A 22,318-nucleotide genomic window follows, 5' to 3' on the forward strand; every position below is an offset into this window, starting at 1 on the left:
GTTAAGTCCTTTACATTGTTATCGGCATGATTGTAATTTACTTTAACTCCTCCTCGCTAGAAATATCATACGTTTTACTTATCGTTTGTGTCTGTTCGATGGTTATATCACCTTGCCAACGCGCGTGAGCCATAGAAACAGCTAGAACATAGCGATCACTTGGTATGTCTTCGCCTTTAAGTTGCATTGGGTAGTCAGACTCGTAGCTCTTACCCCAAACGCGTTCGTATTTCTCGTTCACGTAGTCGTAAAGTCCAACTTCCAAACGCGGTAATGGGCAATACGGATTTAACAGTTCTTTTTTATCGATACGCCAAGAATCTTTCGAAGCCCAACGAACTTGCTGTTTTAGTTTCACTTCACCAAAGATCACCCAAGTGCTCCAAGTCGCACCGTCTTCCACTTTTACGCTTAAACGATACAAGCCAGATTGAAGCGGAGAGGATAAGTTGTAACGTTTGTTATAGAGAAAAGCGTCACTATTCTCGACTTTCTTGGTGCTCTTAGTCATTTGGCTGTCGGAAGATAGCGTTTTATCAACCCACTTATCGAGCGATATATTTTGAATATTCTCACTCGACTCTAAGTCAATAACCAAACGGAACGTATCTCTACCTGGGCTTTGAATCATATGTCGCTTAATCACGACAGAACTGATCCAATCAGGTAACGTATTTTTCGTTAGAGTCTTACCACAATCTTTATTTAACGCCTGATTGAACAGTTCGTTAAGGTGCTGCTCTCGTACCTTAGACGTATTGCTTTGCCACACTTCCACTAACGAATCAAACATCGACGCTAGGTCATCATTTAAGATATGTTTGTGTACCTGTGTTAATGCATTACTACCCGTAAACCACTCGCTTGCCGAGCTTGGTAAACTGGTCATTGCCATCAATAGCAGTGGAAGTGCTTTTCGTTTCATTATTACGCTTTCATCTTGTAGCCAACGCCACGTAGAGTTTCGATTTCTAAGCCAGGCAGTTTTTGTCGAAGCTGAAGTACATGTGTATCTACCGTTCGCGTTGTTGGGAAGTGATTGTATCCCCAAACGTGGTCAAGCAGTTCATCACGTGTGAATACGCGACCTAGATTACTTGCTAAAAACAGCAGTAAATCAAACTCAGTACGAGTAAGCGTTACTTCTTGATCTTTAAAAAAGACTTCACGTGTTGCTTTATCGATAACAAGGTCTTGAGCGATAACTTTAGACGTATCTTGGTCTTCTGCATCAGGTAAGCGCAATTGAGCACGAATACGCGCGAACAACTCAGCTTCAGCAAATGGTTTTGTCAGATAATCGTTCGCGCCAGAATCCAAGCCAGCAACTTTGTCTTTTACTGTCACTAACGCCGTTAATAAAATAACTGGAATATCTTTTTTCTTTTTCCAACCAGGCAGCGAATCAACTGAGTCGCCATCTGGAAGTTGACGGTCTAGGATGACTAGGTCTGCCTGTTCCCAGTAACCTTCAACTTCAGAGATGAGTTCTGCATGCAAACATTCATATCCAGCTTGCTCTAGGCTAACTAAAAGACCATCAGCTAAGTTTTTATCATCTTCAACGAGAAGCAATGTCTGTTTCACAAGGTATCTCCAAAATAAATGTTGTTGGGGGCCCGATGAGAGTCATGTGTCCACCCATTTTCCCAACCATAGATTCAACTATCGTTAGGCCTAAACCAAGACCGCTTTTACTTACAAACGGTTTGCGTAACTGCCCCCAGTCTTTGCGGGTCAAGTCTCCATTATCTATCACTTTGAATGTCAGCTTCTTGTCAGAAGTCGTGAGATCGAGTGTAACTGGTGGAACTCCGTACTTAACCGCATTTCTTATTAAGTTATCAATACAAGTTCCTAACCAATAAACGTTTACTTTTGCAGCGATATCTTGGTTGATAACAAGTTTGATGTCAGGGCCAAACTCTTCTTCAATTTTAAATTCCAACCATTCCTGAACACTTGGTACCCACTCTGTGGCTAATGGTTGGTTGTCGGATTGCAGATAATCTTTACTCGCTTCTGCAAGTTGTCTCAAACGACGAGTGTCCTCACAAAGCCTTCTAAACTCGTCATAAACCGTTTCAGGAAGGTGTTCAAACTCTCTCCTAAAACCTTCTACCGTTAACGATAAACTTGCAATTGGAGTACGGAGTTCGTGTGTGAGAATTTGCAAAACCAACATACGACTCTTCATCTCTTGTTTACGTACATTCCAACGATAGATGGACCAACCAATCACCAAAAGAATGTTCGCGACGACAAGAATGATCATCGCAATTTGCAGTAACTCTGAGTGATCTTCAATTTCCCAACAGATATTACCGCGCTGCACAAAGCAGCTTTTGTCATCGTCTGATAGACGGTACGAGAGGCCCGCTAATTGAGCATTCTCCGTCCAAACCGGCTCTTGATACAAATAGTAACGGTCGCCACGTTTTAGCCAGAGTTCATCGAGTTCGACAAACATGCTTGCACCGGCCAGCAACGCGGTAATCGCTTCGCTGTTCATGTGTTTTAAGCGAGTTAGAAGTTCATCATGATCTTCATTTGGTCGCTCTTGAATGTGCATGAATCGCTTTAACGACTCGAACTTTTCTGGGTACTGCTCAACGTAACGCGCCGCGTATGAACCGCCACCGGGGTGGATCAATCCACTGCGACTAAACCAACGATCAGATAAGACCGTTCCTTTACACATGGCTCTCGTAAACACCAAAGGCTCGGTAATTAAAGGACTTAGAGGCAGTTTACCGCTACATGTTTTCGATAATTGATACAGTCTTTGAATGTCCTTCAGAGGATACTTTGCCGTTTGAGGAAGCATGGCTGAAGGCATAATTAAGCTGGTTGGATAGTCGGCCTGTAGAACTCGAATATCATAAGACTCTACCGCTGTTTCATGATCAAACAACTTGGTGAAGTGGTCGATACGCTCAGGCAACGAATCAGCGAAAGCAGTTGCTGAAGCGAAAAAGCTTAATGTAATAATTGATAGTGTTTGTTTAATCGTCACAAGCCAAGCGTTAATTCATACAGATAAATCAAATATATACCATTCGCTATCAAAGATAAATTTTTAACCGTCCTATTCCGATAACTGATATCAATTCTTCGGTGAAGATTAATATTAATGGAAAAGTCACAACCAAAAAAAGGGACTCAATTGAGTCCCTTTTGTGCAGTACTAGTTCTTATAAGTGCTCTAGAATGCTTAAGCAGCTCTCTTTCGCATCACCAAAAATGTGTTACTATCACCAAACTTTTAAAATTAGTGGATTTTGTGGTAAATGGCTCTAATCCCATACGCACGTGTATCAAGTGGTAAACAGCTTTCTGGTTTATCCATGAAGCACCAGAACGATCAAGAATACCTTCAGGGGTTAGCTGTAGAGCATCACACCACCCTTTCACCGTTAGTCTATGCTGACCATGGGGTTTCATCATTCAAGGGCAAGAACGCAAAGACTGGTGAACTATCACGACTACTGAAAGACATCGAAGCTAATGTTATACGTAGTGGTGATATCGTTGTAATGCGAGCACTTGATCGACTTAGTAGACAGAACCTTACTTCTGGTGAAATGCTCTATAACCAGATCATTAGTCGTGGTGTTCGTATCTTGACTACTATTGATAACTTTGTGTACAAAGCAGATGACCCAATGTCTGCGATTATGAAGACTCTCGCTCTGAACACCGCCAATGAAGAGTCAGCGAAGAAGTCTTATCTAACGAACAAGAATGCTAGTTTCCGTATTGACCAGTTCAAACGTAATGAACGTCCTGAAGGTGGTCATAGTTGGGACGTGGGTGTTGGTCGTCATCCATTCTGGATTGCACTAGATGAAAAGAAAGTTATCCAGCACCCCGTTAACTGGAACTTTGCACGTCAGATGGTTGATATGACTTTAGATGGTGTTGGTGTTACCCACATTCAACGGTTCGCACACTCGGTAGGTTTAGAACTGTCTTATACTGCTTGCGCCAAGATGTTCAATAGTAAAGCTATCTATGGAACGTTGGTCATTACACACCAAGACGAAACGCATGTACTTGAAGGCTATTATCCAGCACTAGCTACAGAAGAAGAGTTCTATAAGATCCGTGCTATTAAAGACGCACAAACTAAAACGTCTAACGCTGGTAGAAATAAGGTCTCTTTACTTGCTGGTATCAACAAATTCTATTGTGGTGATTGTGGTTCGTTCATGTGTATTGGTCGCAACGTCAAGCAACAGATCGAGTATTACCGTTGTGGTTGTAGAATAAAAAAGTGTTTTCCCTACCTGAAACAAGAACTACTTGATCGTTTGGTATTAAGATCTATTGCTTCTCGTAGTTGGGATGATGACAATTCATCTACTGTAGATACCAAAGCAATTGAATTAGAATTACAAGCAAAGACAGAAGAATACCAGTCAGAGCAAAGGTTTGTTATTCAGAACCGTGACCTTTTTGACGACTCGATGATCCAGTCTTTGAAAGATAAAAAGTCAGAACTCGATCAACTTGCTAATAAACTTGAAGACCTAAAATTATCTACTGCTAAGACTGAAGTATTCGATTTCGTAGATAAAGACGTTATCACCCTGTACCAAGAACATTGTGACAAGGTAGAAAGTTATATTAATGGTGACATTGATCTTAAGACTGAAGTCCGTGTTGTTATTTCAAAGCTGGTGGAACGTATTACCGTAGACCATAGACATTTGCTCAAAATTGAGTATCAAGACGGTTATGTCGATTACTATGTTCTTTTACGTAGACGTGATGAACGAAAGATCCACCAGCGGTTTTTTATTAAGTTGATGGTTGTTTCTGAAGAACAGTATCAAGTAATAATCGAAACTCAACCAGAACTAACACCAAACTTTACTACAGTTGATAGACTCGACGGTTATAGTGTGTATTTTGAAGAATGTCATTCATACACACCAGTAACACCGATTAATATATTGACACCAGAACAAGATTTCTTTGATCTATTAGTAGATGATGTCTATGAATGGAAACGTGCTTCTATCATGAACGCTGGTGCTACTGCTACGCAATGGCAGGAAAATAAAGATGCTGATGTATCTTTGTACGGTTGGAATAAAAGTAACGTTGAAATAACGACTCGCCACTACACGAAAAAGGTTATTACATGTATCTATAAAGGTGATGTTGATATAGGAAAGGTGTGTGCACTTTTTGATGCTAGATCCGCAACTGTAATATAGAAAAAAGGATAACCGCATGGTTATCCTTTTCTTATCCATACGTCATGATGCTGACAGCCGTTGCAATCCAATTACGAACGTTGGATGCAATAGTTCACTGATCCCCATCGTCATGTCGATGCTTGTCCCTTTTCGTGTCTTGGCGGTAAATCGAAAACGTTTCTTGTTTTCATGTTCGCTTGGTTCAGTTGGTTCAATTACTTCCAAATCCACTTCAACGAAATTATTTTGCACGTCTAATAAACTTGCTTCAGCAATCATTTCATCATGTGCTTGTTCTTTTAAGTGCTGTTTGAACGTTTTCATAACCAACCACCGCTTAGTTCTTTCAACGAATCACGACGTTCTTGTAAACGTTTAATTTCTTCATCATGCGTGAATACTTGCAACTCAAACAGAACTTGGTCTTCGCAACCCTTTTCAGCTTGTTCATACAATTCTTGGTAGCGGTCTTTACGCTCTTGTGAGTATTCGATTTGGTCGTAAATTGCGCTACGCTCACGGATAGCAGCGTAACGTTCGATGTCACGTGTCGTGTAATGTAGGGTCTCTTCTTGGTCTTCAGTCTTGGTAGAAATGAACTTCTCAGCGTTACAAATCGCAATGTAACAGGTCACGACAAAAGCGTCTGATTCAGGGGATTCCACCCATTCTTTGAATGTGGTTTCGCTTACTTTACGGATTGGGTGCACGTTCTCAAACCATGCGTTAAGTACCATAGAATGCAGTGTGCTCATGTCCACCGTTTGACTAAAATCGGTTTCGAAGTCATGACCGAGTTCACACTCGTCCCCTGTTTCATGATCCTGTTGACGCTTGATAAAGAAATCAATCTTAGCTTGAATTTCTTTGGTCTCTTCAACTTTCTTATCATGCGCTGATACAGCAAAGAAATTAACCATTTCACGGTAAATTAAACCAGCAAGTGAATAGTTTTTCTCTGTAGCATTAATGCATTCGATTACCATAGCATCAATAACCAATTTACGTTTCATTCGGTGCTGTTGTGCAATTCGACCTTTCAACATGTCGTGTAATTGCTTTGGTGTCATGCTAGGTCTGTAACGTAGGAAACCAGCTTCATTTTCTGCCAAGTCGTTAACTTCATTAGAGATAGTTAACAGTGCTTCATCTAGGTCTACGAACTTACGTGGTTCGTGTTTTGGTTTATCATAGTATTTCTTTAAAATGTTCATTAATTGATCATCCAACTTCTGTCTTGATTGTATAATTGGTATCTTTCTTCGTTTGTTTCTGCGCTGTGGTACTCACATGCGTACTGGTCAAACGCATCTTCTTTGTATTGTTCGTGGTCTAGAACATTGTCATCATTCCACCAGTTACCTTTCGAATAATAACCATCACATCCATCGTCGAAACTTACTCGATTTGGTCTTGGTGGTTGGGTAGACTGTGGTTGTAGAATCTTGTCCAATGCACTTTTAAGTTCTGGGTCGATTGAACTTGAACCATGATCTGGACTTGTGTTTCCCTGAACTTTTTTCTTAGTTTTATTAATAATTCCCATGAATTAACCTCGAATTCCCATCATCGAGTTGAACTGGTTTGCAACATCTTGAATCGTCGGTGCGTATCCATCTTGATAACCAGAATAGTAATCTGCACCCCATCCACCAGAACGCAGTACAATAGGAATGTCACGATCATCTGCATCGTATGTCTCTAGATGACTTGTATCTTCCATCCAATGAGCATGAAACACGCTATCGTTTAAACCAATGCTATGCATCATGATCGACATAACATGGTCATCATGTCCGTCTGACGCTCGATACAACTTTTTCTTTTCATCAAAGCAAAATCTCATCAGTTCCTTGAATAGCTCTGGTGAATTGATAATCAATTCCTCTTCTTCGAAAAGATGTTTGATCAGATTACAGCCGTGCTTTCTGCCAGCCTTGACCAGTTTGATTCCTTTATAACTCGCACCGTGTTTTGCGTAGACGTTTATGTAACGTTCATTACTTTCAAGGTACTTTAAGATCTCACCACCTGTAGGTTGGTTAACTTCAACAAACACGAAACCGTTGTTAAAGTATTTGGCAATGGTTGCTGTAACTTCTGCGGTTTGTTTTGGGTAAATGCTTTGCTCTGAAAATGTCGCAACAACTTCAACAGGTGTGACACTTTGATCAATGACAGTGATAACAGTACTATCAACCCCAACCGCTTCAGCAGGGTCGATCCCTAGTGTGTATCGGTGACCAACTTCAGGTTCCTTGAACTCTTTAAAGTTGAATACAGAACCATTATTCAATGTTACTGGAACAATTTCTGGGGAGTCGTTGACAACTGCATTATCAAAAACCTCAGTACCAACGATGCACTGTGTCGAACTTAGGAAAGATGTTTCGTGTTCTTGTTCAAACGCAATCCGTCCAATGGTTGATACTTCGTTACTCTTGAAGTGCTCACCGTAATCGAGTAGACCAGTTTCATCGTTGTACATTCGGTCTTGGTTGATGCGCCAGTCACCTTGATAAGGTTTAAATGCATTCTCACCAGCAACTGCACCATCCCACAAAGTCTTGAAAGTGTTATCGCCTTTGGGTGTACTACAGATGATGATCGATGACCGTTTACCAGAACTGACAACTGGTCTGATACTCTTATTCCAAGATGTCTCGATGTCCTCAAAATGGGCAAATTCATCTATAAACACTTTTGCATAAGAATCACCACGTAAAGCGTTTTTACCGCCTTGTCTAGCTACAATCTTTGCTCCATGTGCAAAGTGCATTTCACTTTCAGTTAACTTAGTAGGACTTGGCTGGAGCCAATCGGGTAACATCTCCAAGCATTCTTTGGTTCGATCAAAGATCTCAAGTGCTGATGCTTTACTAAATGACACAATCGCAACTGGTTTATCGTTGAAACAAAGGTAATGCGCTAGGTGCAGTGCTGCCATCGTACTTTTACCGAGCTGTCTGCTTAACATGAAAATGTTATTGCGATTGCTATCCATGCGTTTAAGCATTTCAACTTGATAACTTCTCAGGGGTACTACGATCTGACCGTGGTCAATGTTGGTGATGGTGCAATACTTAGCGAAATGCAGAACATCGTCACGAGCTTGAACCCATTCTTGAATGTGCTGGTCTGTGTAAAGTGCTCGACTATCTTCGCCACGAAATACACGACTTAAACTATGTCTCTTCTCACCATTCTTTGAATCTTCATCCTTGCACCATAATGACAACGAATTGTCATTGAATACTGCTTTTTTGATGCCCTTTAGTTTTTCAAACTCATCGAATGTTGGTGGTAAATCCGCATTATCAATGAACTTAATCTTACGAGGTGTGAAGTCTCGCTGTGGATTAAGTAATAACATTTCACGGTGGTTGTAATGTTTCGCACCTTGAATCGCTGAAGCTATTCCCAATTTATCTGGGTCAACGGTTTGACTGAAAATGTCTTTAATTGCTTCAAACATTGGTCACACTCTCCAATGCTTGCATCTTGTCTCTGATCACATAAACGTGTTGGCGTGTAATGTCATGATGTCTTGCTATGTCGCATGGTCTATAACCTTGTCGGATGTCATCGTAGACTTCTGCGTAATCGACTTTGCGTCGTTTGTGTCTTGTCTTGGGAGTATCTTTAGACACATTGATACGTTTCTTTATACCCATTGAAAAACCTCTTTGCCTATTTTCTATGGGTATTTAGTTGTATCTGAGATGACGGTTTATGACGCTATGTGACGGTATCTGTTAATAGAACCCTAGGGTGATGATGCAGCTTTAATTAACATCCCGTTAACACGCAAGAGTGAGCAATGTTTGCTCCCATCCATTAGCAAGTACTGATGAATAGCAGTAGTACCAGCCTAATCTTTCATTCATTGATTGATGATCATTTAAATCGTTTTCTAAACTAATTGGTGATCAACTTGGGTATGCTCCAAGTGCACACTTAAAGACATCGATAAAAACCTGCTTAAAGTGTTCAAATAGATGTTGAACCACACCTATAGTGAACACTATAATGTGAACACACCCAAAATGAACACTTTAGAGGATTTAGCAGTGATAAACGTTTACTTGAGAGCTTCAACAGATGAACAAGATGCGTCACGTGCAAAGACAGATGTTTTGAAGTTTGTCAACGAAATGAATGTTAATCGTCTCCCTGTTCAACTTCATGTTGAAAATGGATCAGGTGCTTCGCTAGACCGTCCTGTGTTAAGCGAACTATTAAACACTGCGCCTACTGGTTCAATTTTGGTTGTAGAAAAACTTGACCGTCTTACTCGCTTGGAGTGGTCGCAATGGGAAAGGTTGAAAGGTCAGCTAAAAGACAAGCAAATTAAAATTGTTTGTGTTGATCAGACAATGACGCACAGTGCATTCAATGCTGAAGATGATATGCAATCAGCCATCAACAAAGCATTGTCTAACTTCATCTTGGATCTAGCTGCTGCAATGGCACGTGATGACTACGAAACTCGTGCAAAGCGTCAACGTCAAGGTATTGAGAAAGCAAAGCTAGAGGGAAAATACAAAGGACGTGCAAAGGATGATGAACTTCGTGGAAAGATCCAGCGTTTGCTAGATACTAAAATGTCAATCAAAGGGATTGCTGACACTTTAGGATGCAGTAGAAACACCGTCTACAAAGTTCGTGATGGTCAGTAACAAAGAAAGGCTGACCTATTCGGTCACCCTTTTTTCATTTCACTTATGCTTCATCAAATGCATCTTCTATAAAAATGCAACTTAATACTCTTCGAACTTCAGTCGGTAAATTGTATGGCTTGAATGTACCTTGAAAGTCGAGGTTCTTATAGTCTTGTACTGCATCGAGAATGATCTCTTCAGCTGCTGTACGAAAGTCTAGGTGATCACCTAGCACTTTTTTCATGTCTAAATCGTCACTTGGTTTAACCAAAAACTCACCACGCATGTAGAACCCTGCATGTTTCAATGCGTTGTATACAGATCTGTCAGTTATGCGAGATTCTTTTCTAATGCGTTGTTTATCTTCTTCACTTAACGGGTTTGCTTCCCATTCAATCTTCAACCGATTGTTAACCATCTCAGGTTTAGCTTCTCGCAATTTGATTAAACGTTCCGCCCGTTCCATTGCTTGAGTTGGTTTTCCTTGCTCTTGTAGCAAGGGTTCGCAAATGTACATTGCAGATCCAGCAAGTAAGATTGCTTGGATGTAGTCAAAGTTGTCTTCTGCTTCAACGTATGATTTAGCAGCACGGTATAGCATGTGCGGTGCAATTTCGAGCTTGTTCATTTTAATCCCTTAATCAATGAAAAAGGTGACCAAATGGTCACCAAATAATTTTATAGTCCGGTGATAAACTGTACTGTTTCCTTAGCATAAAATCGTACAGTCTCTAATTCTAAATCTTGTATCTTAGTATCAAAGTCTTCAGCATGGTGATAAGCTTTCGAAAACTCATTAATTTTTGCTATAGCTTCGAATTTCTTATTCTTATCAAAGAAAATGCTGCTCGGATCAGTTTCTTCTCTAATCATCTTAATCATATCGCCTAGCCAGATTCCTTTAATGAATTGCTTAGGGTAAGAGAATCGCAAATATGCTTCCAATACAGGTCTAATTGATCTAGCCACTTCTATTTTATCGGATTCGTTTCCACTTTCTACAAAGTCATACAGTTTATTGTATTCTCTATGATAAGAATGAAGTACATAGGATTCATAACTATCTCTGTCGACCATTTTACTTGATATGTACTTTGGACTATCAGAGTTTAGCGGTTCTAAATCTCTATATGTTGGGGCAATTTCAAAGCACTTTGTATATTTCGAAAGGATCGAATGTTTATGAATGTCAGATAGGAAGAATGGGTCGTGACTAAAAACAAATGTTTGATAATCATTTTCAATAAGTTTAGCAATTTGAACTATAGTTGCATCTTTGCGATAACTGTCGAGTGAAGACATCGGGTCATCCAAAATAATGATCGACTTATCATCATTTGATTTTGAAAATCTCGATAAGAAAAATGCTAAAGCGAGTGCTGAACGATCCCCTAGGCTCAGAACGTGCTCAAAAATATGTTGATGCTGTCCCTCATCAAGTACAGAAAGTTCATTATTAATGAACGTTATAACGTATTTTAATCTTGTTTTACCACCAGCACCTCTGTTGTCTTTATCTAATTCTTTTATACGAATCATTGAATGAAAACTTTGCAAGATATCATTGATAGAGTCCTTGTGGCTTTTAATGCTTTCCTCTTGCTCTTTAGTGATTTCATCTCTCAATGATTTAATCTTTTTATCATTCTCTTTTTTGTCTGCTTCATGAGTCTTGAGATCTGCTAAATCAGTAACAACATCATTAGTAAACCTCAGTTTTGCCTCTTTGATTTCATCAATATTAGTTTGTAGCGCCTGCGTTGTACCCGTTGCTAGTCCATTTATAAAAAGATCAACCTTACTGTTAAAATCAACAACCTTTTCATTGTATGTTGCAAAATCTAATCGATTAAATATCTGACCGAGAAAATCATTAAATGTCGAAAGATCAACACTCTTCAATAAATCTTTCTTTTTCTCTTTAATCAGTCGTTGACATTCAGACAGTAAACTATCGGATAATTTTTTAAACTCAGAAAGATCGAAGTTCAACTTTTCAGCTTCAATTCTATCAGACCATTCGTTCAATATTTCTTGATTTGATTGTACGGTTTTTTCTAACTGCTCAATTTTTAAACCAACATCTCTTACAGTTAATTCAAAAGAATCACTTTCTAATTCGAAATTACTACTTGCTGTAAGATAAGACTCACTAATAAATTCTTGGTAAAGGTTGAATATAGGTGATGATGATAATGATTGAGCACAAAACGGACAATTATTTGTTTCTGTAACTAACTTTAGTCCTGACTCTATCCACAGCTTATCCTGTTCCTTTTGATTTTCTTCAATATGTCTCTTTACTTTTTCCTCTGCATCTTTGGAAATAGCAGCAATATTGACATCAAATACACTAGTGTCGAATTCCGATTGTTCTATCTTTAACTCAGTTAGTCTTCTACGCTTTTTGAAGTGTTCTTCACTTTTAAGGTCTTGAATCTTAGACTCTAAATCAGCAATCTTTTGATCAGGATCTTTTATCTCTTTAATCTTTCGTATTACTGCTGGTGTTTTACCAGGAAATTTTGCTGATAGCCTACTCGTAATCGGATTTATTAAAGATGTTATACCATCATTTGTAGATTTTAGTTGGTCAATATCTTTTTCTTTCTCAACAGAAACATTACCCAATGAAAACTCATAGTAATTTGCTAATTGTTTTCGATCTTTGCTATTTGAAATGTAAAGATTATTATCTATAAATGTTTGGTTAAAAACTTGGAAAGTAAAAGGTGACTGTAAAGAGTCCAATGTGATGTTTTGAGAAGTTACTTTTAACTGCAAACGTTGCTTATCTTGGGATTCTATCGGTTGTAATGCTTCAATGCTCGCTTTGTCTGAGCGATTAATAGATTCAAACAATTTACATAATGTTGATTTTCCCGTTCCATTTCTACCATAAATTAGATTCAACTTATCGAAAGATTGATTCAATCCCCCTTTATGTTGCCACTGTTTGATATTTTCGATTTTTATTATTTTTTCTAGCATTTTTACCCACTCTAGAATTGAAACTTAGCTTAGAGTGGGGATTTTACACTTATCAGGATATGCACAAAAGAACATATATCTAGAATTGCCAAATCACTAGCAATAATCTCCTATGGCGACCGCTTGCTCACCCTTTTACCTCACTCTTACAGCAAACCAATCAAACCAGATACGCTTGCACCAAGTAAACTTGCAACAGTGTTATTTTCCAGCAAGGATCTTAGTTTGCTTTTGGCTTCTTCATCGTTACTCGCAGCAACTTTCTCAACCAACTGCTGTACATTGATCGTAACGTTAATCGTATTATCATTACCAACTTGCATTTGCTCTGCTGAGATAGAACCAAAATTATAAGTGATACTTTGAACCATCTTTTCAGCCTCCTGAATGCTTAGGTTTTGATGCTTTATCTGATAGTGGGCTGCAATACCGTGAAATGCTTCATGAAAACCAGGATCGATAACTTTGTAATTTGAAACGCTTCCATTGCTCGCTCGTCTCCGAAGTAAATCGCCTGATTCAATCAAAATGTCAGAACGTTCAATGAAAGTCATTTTCTCTTGAACACTCGCTTTGATACCCTCCACCGTTTTTGAACCATCAGCTTTAATTAAATCAACGGTATCATTCATCATGTCAGCAAAAGACATACACACCTCTTAAGATACTAAACCAATATGCAAGTTAACACGTAATAACGTTTAAATAAACTGTTTAATAGTCAAGGTGTTAAGTCTAATGTCCTTTGCTTTATTTTCTCTTAATTTTGATTCGTGCTCCCCCGCTCGTTTTTGCAAAAAATGGGTTAGCTTTCTATGTAATCCTAACCATTTTTTATTTTGTTGAACGGGGGAGCACGTTTTTATTTTTAGAAAGTTATGTCAGAAACGTCATAACATGCTACCAATGCAGCTTCACGTTCTGCTTTAATCTTAGCCCTACGCAGCTTTTCCTTTTCAGCTTTAGCAGCTTTCTGTTCTGGTGTTGCATTGCGTTTACGTTGACGGTCACGCTCTTTACGTTCTTCAGTCGCATCACGTTTCTTGTCATAACCACGACGATTAGCTTTCAACTCTTCATCATGTGCCAACGCTTCAGCTTCAATCGCATAGGTACGCTTTAGGTCTTCGATCTCCCCACCTTCAAATTCTGGTCGTTCATGCCCACCACTGGTAACAGCTTTGAAGTATGCATTCGGTACTAATTCGTATTCATGCGGTACTACAATCGTTTTACCCTTTGAATCTTTCTTACTTTGCTTAGCTTCGATGTACGCTTTACGTTCATCAGGTGACATGCTTTTCAATTTGACTTGTTCTAGATCTACTCGGTCATAGAACATCTCGACCAGTCGCAGCGCATCACTTTTACTTGGAGCCATTGTCACCGTACCATTCTTATTTGTGTAACCGATCATCGAAAAAGTATCAGTAGCACCGTTAGTCATGGCTACATGTGCTTGCTTCATAGCTCCATAGGTAGAATTCTTAAGTTCTGGTAACGTCCCCTTTGCAGTATCAGATAAACTTTCCCTAGCAACAATTGCCAATACCTTTGCGAACTTCATAGGTGTGTCATTGGTCAACGTTAATGTCGTGTCGATGTAACTTGGGTCATGGATCATCGTCTCAGCAATACCCGTACACAAAGACTTATAACCAGCTTTACATGCTTTTGAAATACCATTGGACTTAGCCCACCATTCGGTAGGTAAACCACGAAATTCACGGGTGAACTCAATGTAATCGAACTTTCTATACGCATCATGCAACTTCGAACGTTTAATGAAGTAGAAATGTTCAACCAGTGGGTACAACGCATTGTATTCATCATGACTCAAAGGCTTCTTATGTTCTGCTTCATGACGCTTTGAGTAACGTTTGAACCCTTTATCGAAACCAGCTTTACACGATGCAGACCATTTAGCGGCTGTGGTTGGTGACAGTTCGTCACGGTCTTCAGGGTTCAATACTTCGTCACGGATATCTACTGGTGACAACTTCAACATGTTCTTATTGTCGGCAGAAACTAGATCACTTGCTATACTTGCAGGTTGTAAGTTGGTACTGGTTGCAGCTTCAAAATCGGAATAGGTCATGAACAAATCATATGAAAATCGCTTCATGAACTCTTTGTTGCTGTGTATGTTGGTTAAGTATTCGTCTATAACGTCTTGAGTTAATTCAAAGCATTTTCCATCGTTATTCGAATCTGGGTATGCAAATTCACGAAATGCAATGTACCTAATCGGATCACGCTCCAACTGCTTAAACCACTTCAACGCAGCCAAATTATCAATTGTACCAATGACAAAACGATGGCTCCCATCATCGTTTTGTTTGATGTACTCCCCGATCCCCTCAAAGGTTTTCTTCTCGACTTCGCCTAATAATTCAACACCCTTTTCATTCACGTATACTTTAGTTGTCTGTAGTGCCTCGAATGCATCTTCATACGCTTTCTTAATCGAATAATAACACCTCGGTTTTAACATCTGGTCTTTAGCCATGTTAGTAAAGATGTACGTGTCATTATCGGCTATACCTTTACTTTGCGTCTTATTCCTTAAGCGTCCAGCACTTTGAGTTACTGCTAATGGGTTAATTGTTACATCTGTTGCAATAACACCTTGACGCTTATTCTCATACAAGTTGATCCCTGCACTGATTGCTACAGTACCAGTAAGAAAATCAAAGTTTGTAGTTTTGCCAGTCTTAATTAATTGGTTAGCATCGTTCTTCATTGTTTTACCAATGGTTGAACTTGAATACTTCGATAATGCTTGGACGACTGCGGAGCTAACACCGTCTAATTTCTTACTAATGTAAACGGATTCGATTTCCTCTTGGTTGTTCTTGATGTAGAACGGTAGCTTTTCTTGCTCGATACTTCGATCAATGAAGTCATGGACGATTGACCGTGTTAGTTCACCCTCAACCACATAATACTTTCTGATCATCTTCGCTTCAGGGTCTTCATTGCGGTAACAATTCACCGTGTTGTCTAAACAGTGTCTGAAGATGTTGAAGGGGGTTGGTGTCGCTGTCATGCCAATGACTATGTGATCTTGATACAACTTGCTGACGCTTCGATGGTACTCCACCATGTGGTTGTAGCATGAACGAAAATGCATGTCAGCTTCGTGCATTTCGTCATAAATGAATACGCATTTAGGTGGTAATTTGTCGTCTTTAGCCAACTTATAAACCGCATCACATGACGCTACGATCAAACCATCAGAATCTTCAATTATGTCCTGCCTGTTACCGAATAGCTTCAGGACTTTTGTTGAATCTTTCCCTTGTTCCAAATCCTCTTTGCTTTGTACTGCAAGGTTGTTTCGATTCGGGATTAAGATCAGTGTGTAACCTAGTAATTTCCAGTGATAAAACAGTCCTTTGATTAGTCGTGTTTTACCTAGTGACATTTCACCATATAGGTTTAAGAATTTACCTTTCTTTAAGATGTTGAAGATGTCACCTAGTTTACTGGATAGGTGTTGTTGCTTGGTTAACTCTAGGTTTTCTATGTGCTTTGATGCACGGGTAAAAATTGGAGCTAATTGTTGCCCAATCTTTGGTTGCAAGGTGTTTATCATTATTGTTATGCCTTGTTATTCAGGAAAGACAGTGCGCTTTCCATGCTCTTTGATACTTTGATGTCTTCGATATTTGGTTTATTTGACGGTTTAGTCCAACCGTATTTCTTTGCTAAATGCACGATAGTTCCAGCTTTTACAGCATCGTGTGAAAACGACGGAGTGAAACTAACCAGTTCGCCACGGGTTAACGTTGTGTGATCTGATAAGTAACCCAAATGTTCATTAACGAATGCTTGGCATACTTGAACCCAATCACCACGATCACGGTTTTGACTAAAGAAAAACTTTGCAGCGGTCATCACCAGTTGATGTTGTCGCTTAACATCGATCCCTTTTAACTCTAGGTCTTTGAGTTTCGCAGCACGTTTCTTTTCAACTTCAACTTTGCAATGTTCATAGTAAAGCTCGTCACCTGCTTCAATACCTGCAACACCGTCGTCAATTAGCTTCTGTATGAACGTACACGGGGCTTTTAGGACTTTATGTAGTGGTAGGGGTTTACCATCTGCAAAACGCCATTCAAAGTTATCTGCGTTGATATTTGCACGGTATGAATAGCGGTTGGCATCGTGTGAACTCTTATCAAGTGGAATATCTTCACCGAGAATCTTTTGGATGTAAGCAAAGCACCGTACTTTGTTGTGTTCCCAGATCTTTTTCTGGACATTAGTTGCTAGTGGGATTGGTTGTGCAAGTGGGATTAAAACTTTCAAACGTGGACATGCTGGTAGTATTTCACCGCTAGGCTTTTTCTTTTCACGTTTGTTGTTAACGCTGGTGGATATTGCATGTGCAATACCATGTCGGTTAAAGCATCGGTGCACGTGGTCGATCAAGTCATCGCCATGACGTGTAGGATCATCGATGTCCACGTAGTAACACCATGTTTCTGTTATTGCGTCTTTGCCTTTTCGACCTGTTGAACTAATTCCACACATCAGGTCATTTGATACGACCAATTTTAAATTGTTCTCAGTCCACGGTACTGTTTTGGTCACCCATGTATCATGGTACTGAATGCAAACTTGGTCTTTTTCGATCCATCGGTCTTTTGATGATTCGACGTTAATTGAAAGGTTGATGCTTAGTGTCATGTTATTATTCCATATTGACACCCTCACATAATATTATTCTCACTGGGTAGTTGATGTTATTGGTTATAAATTAGGCGCAAAACGTTATCTGCGATCTCTTCGTTGGTCGGTGCTCTCCAACCTGCTTTCTTTGCTTGGCGACATACGTGTTCTTTGCTTTGACGAATGTTTCTAGCACATACAGTTAAACCATATTTTTCATAAATTTCTTTTTGAGTCATGATCTTTACTCCTTTTGGTTATTATCAACGCTCATTGATTATTTAGGTGAAAGAAAACGGGGTAACCACTCCCCGTTCTCAATGTTGGTGGTAACAACTCCACCTTGACACCTTGCAATGTTATTTATCGATCCCAGTTTCAAAATTTGATTCAATTTCTAGGATGTATTTCATTATTCTCACTCACTTAGTGAGCAAGGTTTTTCATAATAATTTTGGAACTCACCAACCTTTACTGGTGGTTGTTATTTGTTCAATATTGATGTCAAACGTTCAGTTTCATTTACATGTCCTCATGTAATGATTCTTTATAATTCTTGCAGCATTAAACCGCTTCATCTTTGCATCTGGACGTTTCCAGCCATGAACCTTTGCAAGGTAGCTAACACGCTTTTCATCTAAACCTGTTGCCATAGCTGCATAAGTACCCCCATATCTTCAAAGATGATCATGATCATGTCATTGGTCATTTCGTATTTATCAGGGATTACTAAAATTGGAGGCAAACAAAACCCGATTAAGGGCATGGTTTATAAAGTATTCAATCGCCTTGGGGTTGTTAACTGAGCGTTAACCATAATATGAGGTGGGGATCACGAGGTTGAAACGATGTTTCAATGTGGACATTATAACCCTAGAATTATAGGTTATAAACATTATTTTCGATTTACTTTTACTAATCTATTGACTGCATCCATCAGCCTTGATATGGCCGCTTTTGTAATATCATTGCTGGTGGATTGTTATTGATTCATCATTGATAGAACATTGATGAATCCATGTTGGCTTTTACAACAAACTCTCTTATTAGATACTATGTTTTATTTCGACCTTTATCGAAATATTAATTACCCCTATAAGATCTATTAGGACTAATTAATAAAAAGTTCCGCTCGTCCCCATGGGACGACAATCTGTGCTCATCCACTAGCTATTCAATAAAAAAGGGTACTGAACCAAATCAGTACCCTTTTAGTATCAATTACTTAACGAACCCACTATAAGTGAGAAATTATTTCAGAGCAACTAGTTTTAGCATCACCAAACAACATTTGTGTGTTGTCTTTGAAGAACAGTGGGTTCTGTACACCCGCATAACCCGTATTCATTGAACGCTTGAATACGATAACATTTTGCGCATTCCAAACCTCAAGTACAGGCATGCCTGCAATTGGACTGTTTGGATCTTCTAATGCTGCAGGGTTAACTGTGTCATTCGCACCAATAACCAAAACAGTATCGGTTTCAGTAAAGTCGTCATTGATTTCATCCATCTCTAGAACGATATCGTACGGTACTTTAGCTTCTGCAAGGAGTACGTTCATGTGACCCGGTAACCTACCTGCTACTGGGTGAATACCAAATCGAACTTCTACACCTTGAGCACGAAGTTTTTCAGTGATTTCATGTACTGGGTATTGCGCTTGCGCTACCGCCATGCCGTATCCAGGAGTGATGATTACAGACTTAGAGCCTTTCAACATCTCTGCGACTTCTTCAGCTGATGCTTCTCTGTGTTCACCCTGCTCTTCAGCATCACCAGAAACTGTTACTTCTTGACCAAAGCCACCAGCGATAACACTTACAAATGAGCGGTTCATCGCCTTACACATGATGTAAGACAGAATTGCACCTGATGAACCTACTAGAGCACCCGTTACGATCAGTAGGTCATTTGCTAGCATGAAGCCTGCCGCCGCCGCTGCCCAACCAGAGTATGAGTTAAGCATTGAAACCACTACCGGCATATCTGCACCGCCGATAGACGCAACAAGGTGGTAACCAAATGCAAAAGCGATCAACGTCATAACGATCAGAGCAAACATACTGCCGTCTGCTTTAACGAACATGATCATCAGCAATGTTGAAACTACAATCGCAGCAAGGTTCCACTTATGCTTGTGAGGAATGTTCAACGCTGATGATGAAATGACACCACGTAGTTTACCAAACGCGACAATTGAACCGGTAAAGGTTACAGCACCAATGAACACACCGAGGAAAACTTCCACAAGGTGAATCACATGCTCTGCGTGCGTCGCCGCTTCTGGCGCATCAATGTAGCTATTGTAACCAACCAGTACCGCTGCCATACCTACAAAGCTGTGTAGAATTGCAACCAGTTCTGGCATCTCTGTCATTTCCACTTTCTTCGCGTAGTGGATACCAATACCACCACCGATCACCATGGCAATAATGATCCACACTAGGCCTTCTGAATAAGGACCAAAGATCGTTGCAAACAGAGCGATTGCCATACCAGTAATACCGTAATAGTTACCAGCACGTGCAGATTCTTGCTTTGAAAGCCCAGCAAGACTCATGATAAAGAATACAGCAGCGACAATGTATGCTGCTTGTACTAATCCTTCAGACATCCGTTATACTCCTTAGTCTTTACGGAACATTTCAAGCATACGTTTGGTAACGGTAAAGCCACCGAATATGTTGATGCTTGCAATTAACACGGCGATAAATGACAAGAAGGTAACAACCCCACTGCCTTGACCGATTTGAAGTAACGCACCAACAACAATGATGCCTGAGATAGCATTAGTCACCGACATAAGTGGTGTATGTAGAGAATGGCTCACGTTCCAAACGACGTAGTAACCAACAATACAAGCCAGTACAAATACCGTGAAGTGCGACAGGAACGCAGCAGGAGCGACAGACGCGATCCATGCAAAAGCACCTACGGCGATTGCCATGCCCGCGATCTTCTTAGCTGGAGATTTTGGCTCTTCAACTTTTGGTTCAACGGGAGCCGCTTGAGGCTTCGCCTGCTGAGGTTGTGCTGAAACTTGAATCGGTGGTGCAGGCCATGTTACTTCACCCTCTTTCACTACCGTTACGCCGCGAAGAACAACGTCTTCAAAGTCGATATTGATGTTGCCATCTTTCTCTTTGCAAAGAAGTTTAAGTAGGTTCACAAGGTTCGTTGCGTATAGCTGAGAAGACTGAGTTGGAAGGCGACCTACCATATCGGTATAACCCACAACCTTAACGCCATTTGCCGTTGTGATGACTTGGTCAGCAACCGTATATTCACAGTTACCACCGTTAGCCGCAGCAAGGTCAACAATCACGCTACCCGGCTTCATACTATCTACCATCTCTTTCGTGATCAGCTTCGGTGCAGGACGACCAGGAATCAGTGCGGTTGTGATTATGATATCAACGTCTTTTGCTTGCGCTGCGTAGAGTTCTTCTGCTTTCTTATTGAATTCATCAGACATCTCTTTGGCATAGCCATCACCCGCGCCTGTATCTTCTTGGAAATCGACTTCTAAGAATTCAGCGCCCATTGATTCGACTTGTTCTTTTACTTCTGGACGAACGTCAAATGAGCGAACAATCGCACCTAGGCTACCAGCTGCACCGATTGCAGCTAGACCTGCAACACCCGCACCTGCAACCAATACTTTAGCCGGTGGCACTTTACCAGCAGCTGTGATTTGGCCAGTAAAGAAACGTCCAAACTCATGGGCCGCTTCAACGACAGCACGATAACCGGCAATATTGGCCATGGAACTCAATGCATCCAATGCTTGGGCACGCGAAATACGTGGCACCGAGTCCATTGCCATTACATTAATGTTCTTACTAGACAGCTGCTCCATTAATTCAGGGTTTTGTGCTGGCCAGATAAAACTGATCAGGCTTGCCCCTTCTTTAATAAGCGCAATTTCATCGAGATTTTCGTCAACAATAGGAGCGTTGACTTTAAGAATGATATCGGACTCCCAAGCTTGTTCCGCAGAGACTACTTTAGCGCCAGCTTCTTCATAAGCTGAGTCATCAAAACTTGCTAAAGCACCTGCTTGCGTCTCAACACAAACTTCAAATCCTAGTTTTAAAAGCTGTTCTACCGACTTTGGAGAAGCAGCGACTCGCGTTTCACCTGCGAGGGTTTCTTTTGGTACACCAATTTGCATAGCTATTCCTTGACTATTGGCACAATGACTTATTCGTTTGTATCTAACGACAACTAATACTTCAAGCGTTTTATTCAAAGAACAGAAAAAGTTATTACATATAACGGATTGGACGTAAATCCATCGATTTTGAGAGGCTAAAAGACAACCAATTCAGGCTAAGAGGTCAAACCACTTAAAATTAATCCCTTAAATAACAACCATCTAGCTGTTCTTTTTCCTTAAAAACTAAAAAGAGCCTTCAGCATATACACTGAAGGCTCTTAAAATTATGACCAACATCAAGTCTAACCCTAATTGGCTAGCTAAAAATGTTATCGCCCATTTGATCGATAAACATTTGAGATTTTTTCAGCATTAGTTCGTCGGCGTCATTTTTGTTTGAAACAACATCAGAACGAATGAAACGATGAGATTTTACTTCTCCATCAATTTCCTTCTCGATACGCCCAGCGACTCTATATTGACCGGACTCGGCCAATGCTTCTTGATAGATATTGAAACCTTTATACTCTACTGGTTCCACAACAGCGGCTTGTTCGGTTTTTTCTTTAGTTCCAAATAGCTTTGAAAAAAATCCCACGTTTTTATACTCCTAATTGAAC

The 22,318-nt window shown here is 40.1% G+C and carries 19 protein-coding genes; 2 read left to right on the top strand and 17 right to left on the bottom strand.

Annotation, left to right across the window (positions count from 1 at the left end):
• Positions 1-37: 37 nt before the first annotated feature.
• From L1D60_RS04960 to vxrA, 3 genes are read right to left on the bottom strand one after another with little or no spacing between them, the layout of a single operon-like run.
• Positions 38-925 carry a DUF2861 family protein gene (locus L1D60_RS04960; RefSeq protein WP_239840006.1) on the bottom strand — a complete coding sequence of 296 codons (888 nt, stop codon included), beginning with the start codon at positions 923-925 and terminating at the stop codon, positions 38-40.
• A 2-nt stretch (positions 926-927) separates the two neighbouring features.
• Positions 928-1,587, bottom strand: coding sequence for a response regulator transcription factor VxrB (gene vxrB / locus L1D60_RS04965; protein WP_239840007.1), 660 nt, complete (start codon positions 1,585-1,587; stop codon positions 928-930).
• Entirely contained in the window at positions 1,562-3,031 is a 1,470-nt protein-coding gene (vxrA, locus tag L1D60_RS04970; RefSeq protein ID WP_239840459.1) for a sensor histidine kinase VxrA, read from the bottom strand. Before vxrA ends, vxrB begins: the two co-directional genes overlap by 26 nt.
• Positions 3,032-3,290: 259 nt before the next feature.
• On the opposite strand from vxrA, the gene L1D60_RS04975 reads away from it, so the two are divergent.
• On the top strand, positions 3,291-5,225 hold the full coding sequence (locus L1D60_RS04975; RefSeq protein ID WP_239840008.1) for a recombinase family protein: 1,935 nt from the start codon (positions 3,291-3,293) through the stop codon (positions 5,223-5,225).
• Positions 5,226-5,267: 42 nt separating this feature from the next.
• Here L1D60_RS04975 and L1D60_RS04980 read toward each other — a convergent pair whose 3' ends face one another.
• Genes L1D60_RS04980 through L1D60_RS05000 form a run of 5 tightly spaced genes read right to left on the bottom strand, consistent with a single transcriptional unit; the run spans position 5,268 to position 8,881 of the window.
• Positions 5,268-5,531, bottom strand: coding sequence for a hypothetical protein (locus L1D60_RS04980; RefSeq protein ID WP_239840009.1), 264 nt, complete (start codon positions 5,529-5,531; stop codon positions 5,268-5,270).
• A complete protein-coding gene (locus L1D60_RS04985) occupies positions 5,528-6,421 on the bottom strand; it encodes a hypothetical protein (RefSeq protein ID WP_239840010.1) in 894 nt (297 codons plus the stop codon). Before L1D60_RS04985 ends, L1D60_RS04980 begins: the two co-directional genes overlap by 4 nt.
• Positions 6,421-6,753 (bottom strand): hypothetical protein, encoded by a 333-nt coding sequence (locus L1D60_RS04990; protein WP_239840011.1) that lies wholly within the window; start codon positions 6,751-6,753, stop codon positions 6,421-6,423. Before L1D60_RS04990 ends, L1D60_RS04985 begins: the two co-directional genes overlap by 1 nt.
• A 3-nt stretch (positions 6,754-6,756) precedes the next feature.
• Positions 6,757-8,682, bottom strand: a complete 1,926-nt coding sequence (locus L1D60_RS04995; protein ID WP_239840012.1) for a terminase family protein — start codon at positions 8,680-8,682, stop codon at positions 6,757-6,759.
• Positions 8,675-8,881 carry a hypothetical protein gene (locus L1D60_RS05000; protein ID WP_239840013.1) on the bottom strand — a complete coding sequence of 69 codons (207 nt, stop codon included), beginning with the start codon at positions 8,879-8,881 and terminating at the stop codon, positions 8,675-8,677. The genes L1D60_RS04995 and L1D60_RS05000 overlap by 8 nt, the downstream gene beginning before the upstream one ends.
• 396 nt (positions 8,882-9,277) lie before the next feature.
• Between L1D60_RS05000 and L1D60_RS05005 the strand changes: the two genes are divergently transcribed.
• The gene (locus tag L1D60_RS05005) at positions 9,278-9,886 is read left to right on the top strand and encodes a recombinase family protein (RefSeq protein WP_239840014.1); all 609 of its coding nucleotides are present in this window, start codon (positions 9,278-9,280) and stop codon (positions 9,884-9,886) included.
• 43 nt (positions 9,887-9,929) lie between these two features.
• Here L1D60_RS05005 and L1D60_RS05010 read toward each other — a convergent pair whose 3' ends face one another.
• The 9 genes from L1D60_RS05010 to L1D60_RS05050 all read right to left on the bottom strand — a co-directional run bounded on the left by L1D60_RS05010 (position 9,930) and on the right by L1D60_RS05050 (position 22,296).
• Positions 9,930-10,496, bottom strand: a complete 567-nt coding sequence (locus tag L1D60_RS05010; RefSeq protein ID WP_239840015.1) for a hypothetical protein — start codon at positions 10,494-10,496, stop codon at positions 9,930-9,932.
• Positions 10,497-10,546: 50 nt separating this feature from the next.
• Positions 10,547-12,859, bottom strand: a complete 2,313-nt coding sequence (locus L1D60_RS05015; protein ID WP_239840016.1) for an AAA family ATPase — start codon at positions 12,857-12,859, stop codon at positions 10,547-10,549.
• Positions 12,860-13,005: 146 nt separating this feature from the next.
• Positions 13,006-13,509, bottom strand: coding sequence for a hypothetical protein (locus tag L1D60_RS05020; RefSeq protein WP_222726252.1), 504 nt, complete (start codon positions 13,507-13,509; stop codon positions 13,006-13,008).
• Positions 13,510-13,727: 218 nt separating this feature from the next.
• Complete coding sequence (locus tag L1D60_RS05025) at positions 13,728-16,457, bottom strand: DEAD/DEAH box helicase family protein (protein ID WP_239840017.1); 2,730 nt, start codon at positions 16,455-16,457, stop codon at positions 13,728-13,730.
• A 5-nt stretch (positions 16,458-16,462) separates the two neighbouring features.
• On the bottom strand, positions 16,463-17,554 hold the full coding sequence (locus L1D60_RS05030; RefSeq protein WP_239840018.1) for a hypothetical protein: 1,092 nt from the start codon (positions 17,552-17,554) through the stop codon (positions 16,463-16,465).
• 56 nt (positions 17,555-17,610) lie between these two features.
• Positions 17,611-17,775, bottom strand: a complete 165-nt coding sequence (locus L1D60_RS05035; RefSeq protein WP_181359913.1) for a hypothetical protein — start codon at positions 17,773-17,775, stop codon at positions 17,611-17,613.
• Positions 17,776-18,773: 998 nt separating this feature from the next.
• Positions 18,774-20,153, bottom strand: coding sequence for a Re/Si-specific NAD(P)(+) transhydrogenase subunit beta (gene pntB / locus L1D60_RS05040; protein WP_239840019.1), 1,380 nt, complete (start codon positions 20,151-20,153; stop codon positions 18,774-18,776).
• A 12-nt stretch (positions 20,154-20,165) separates the two neighbouring features.
• Complete coding sequence (gene pntA, locus L1D60_RS05045; protein ID WP_239840020.1) at positions 20,166-21,713, bottom strand: Re/Si-specific NAD(P)(+) transhydrogenase subunit alpha; 1,548 nt, start codon at positions 21,711-21,713, stop codon at positions 20,166-20,168.
• Between the two features lie 301 nt (positions 21,714-22,014).
• Complete coding sequence (locus tag L1D60_RS05050; RefSeq protein ID WP_239840021.1) at positions 22,015-22,296, bottom strand: HlyU family transcriptional regulator; 282 nt, start codon at positions 22,294-22,296, stop codon at positions 22,015-22,017.
• Positions 22,297-22,318: the final 22 nt, after the last annotated feature.

The organism is Vibrio sp. Isolate30, assembly GCF_022397975.1.
Classification (GTDB): Bacteria; Pseudomonadota; Gammaproteobacteria; order Enterobacterales; family Vibrionaceae; genus Vibrio; species Vibrio fortis.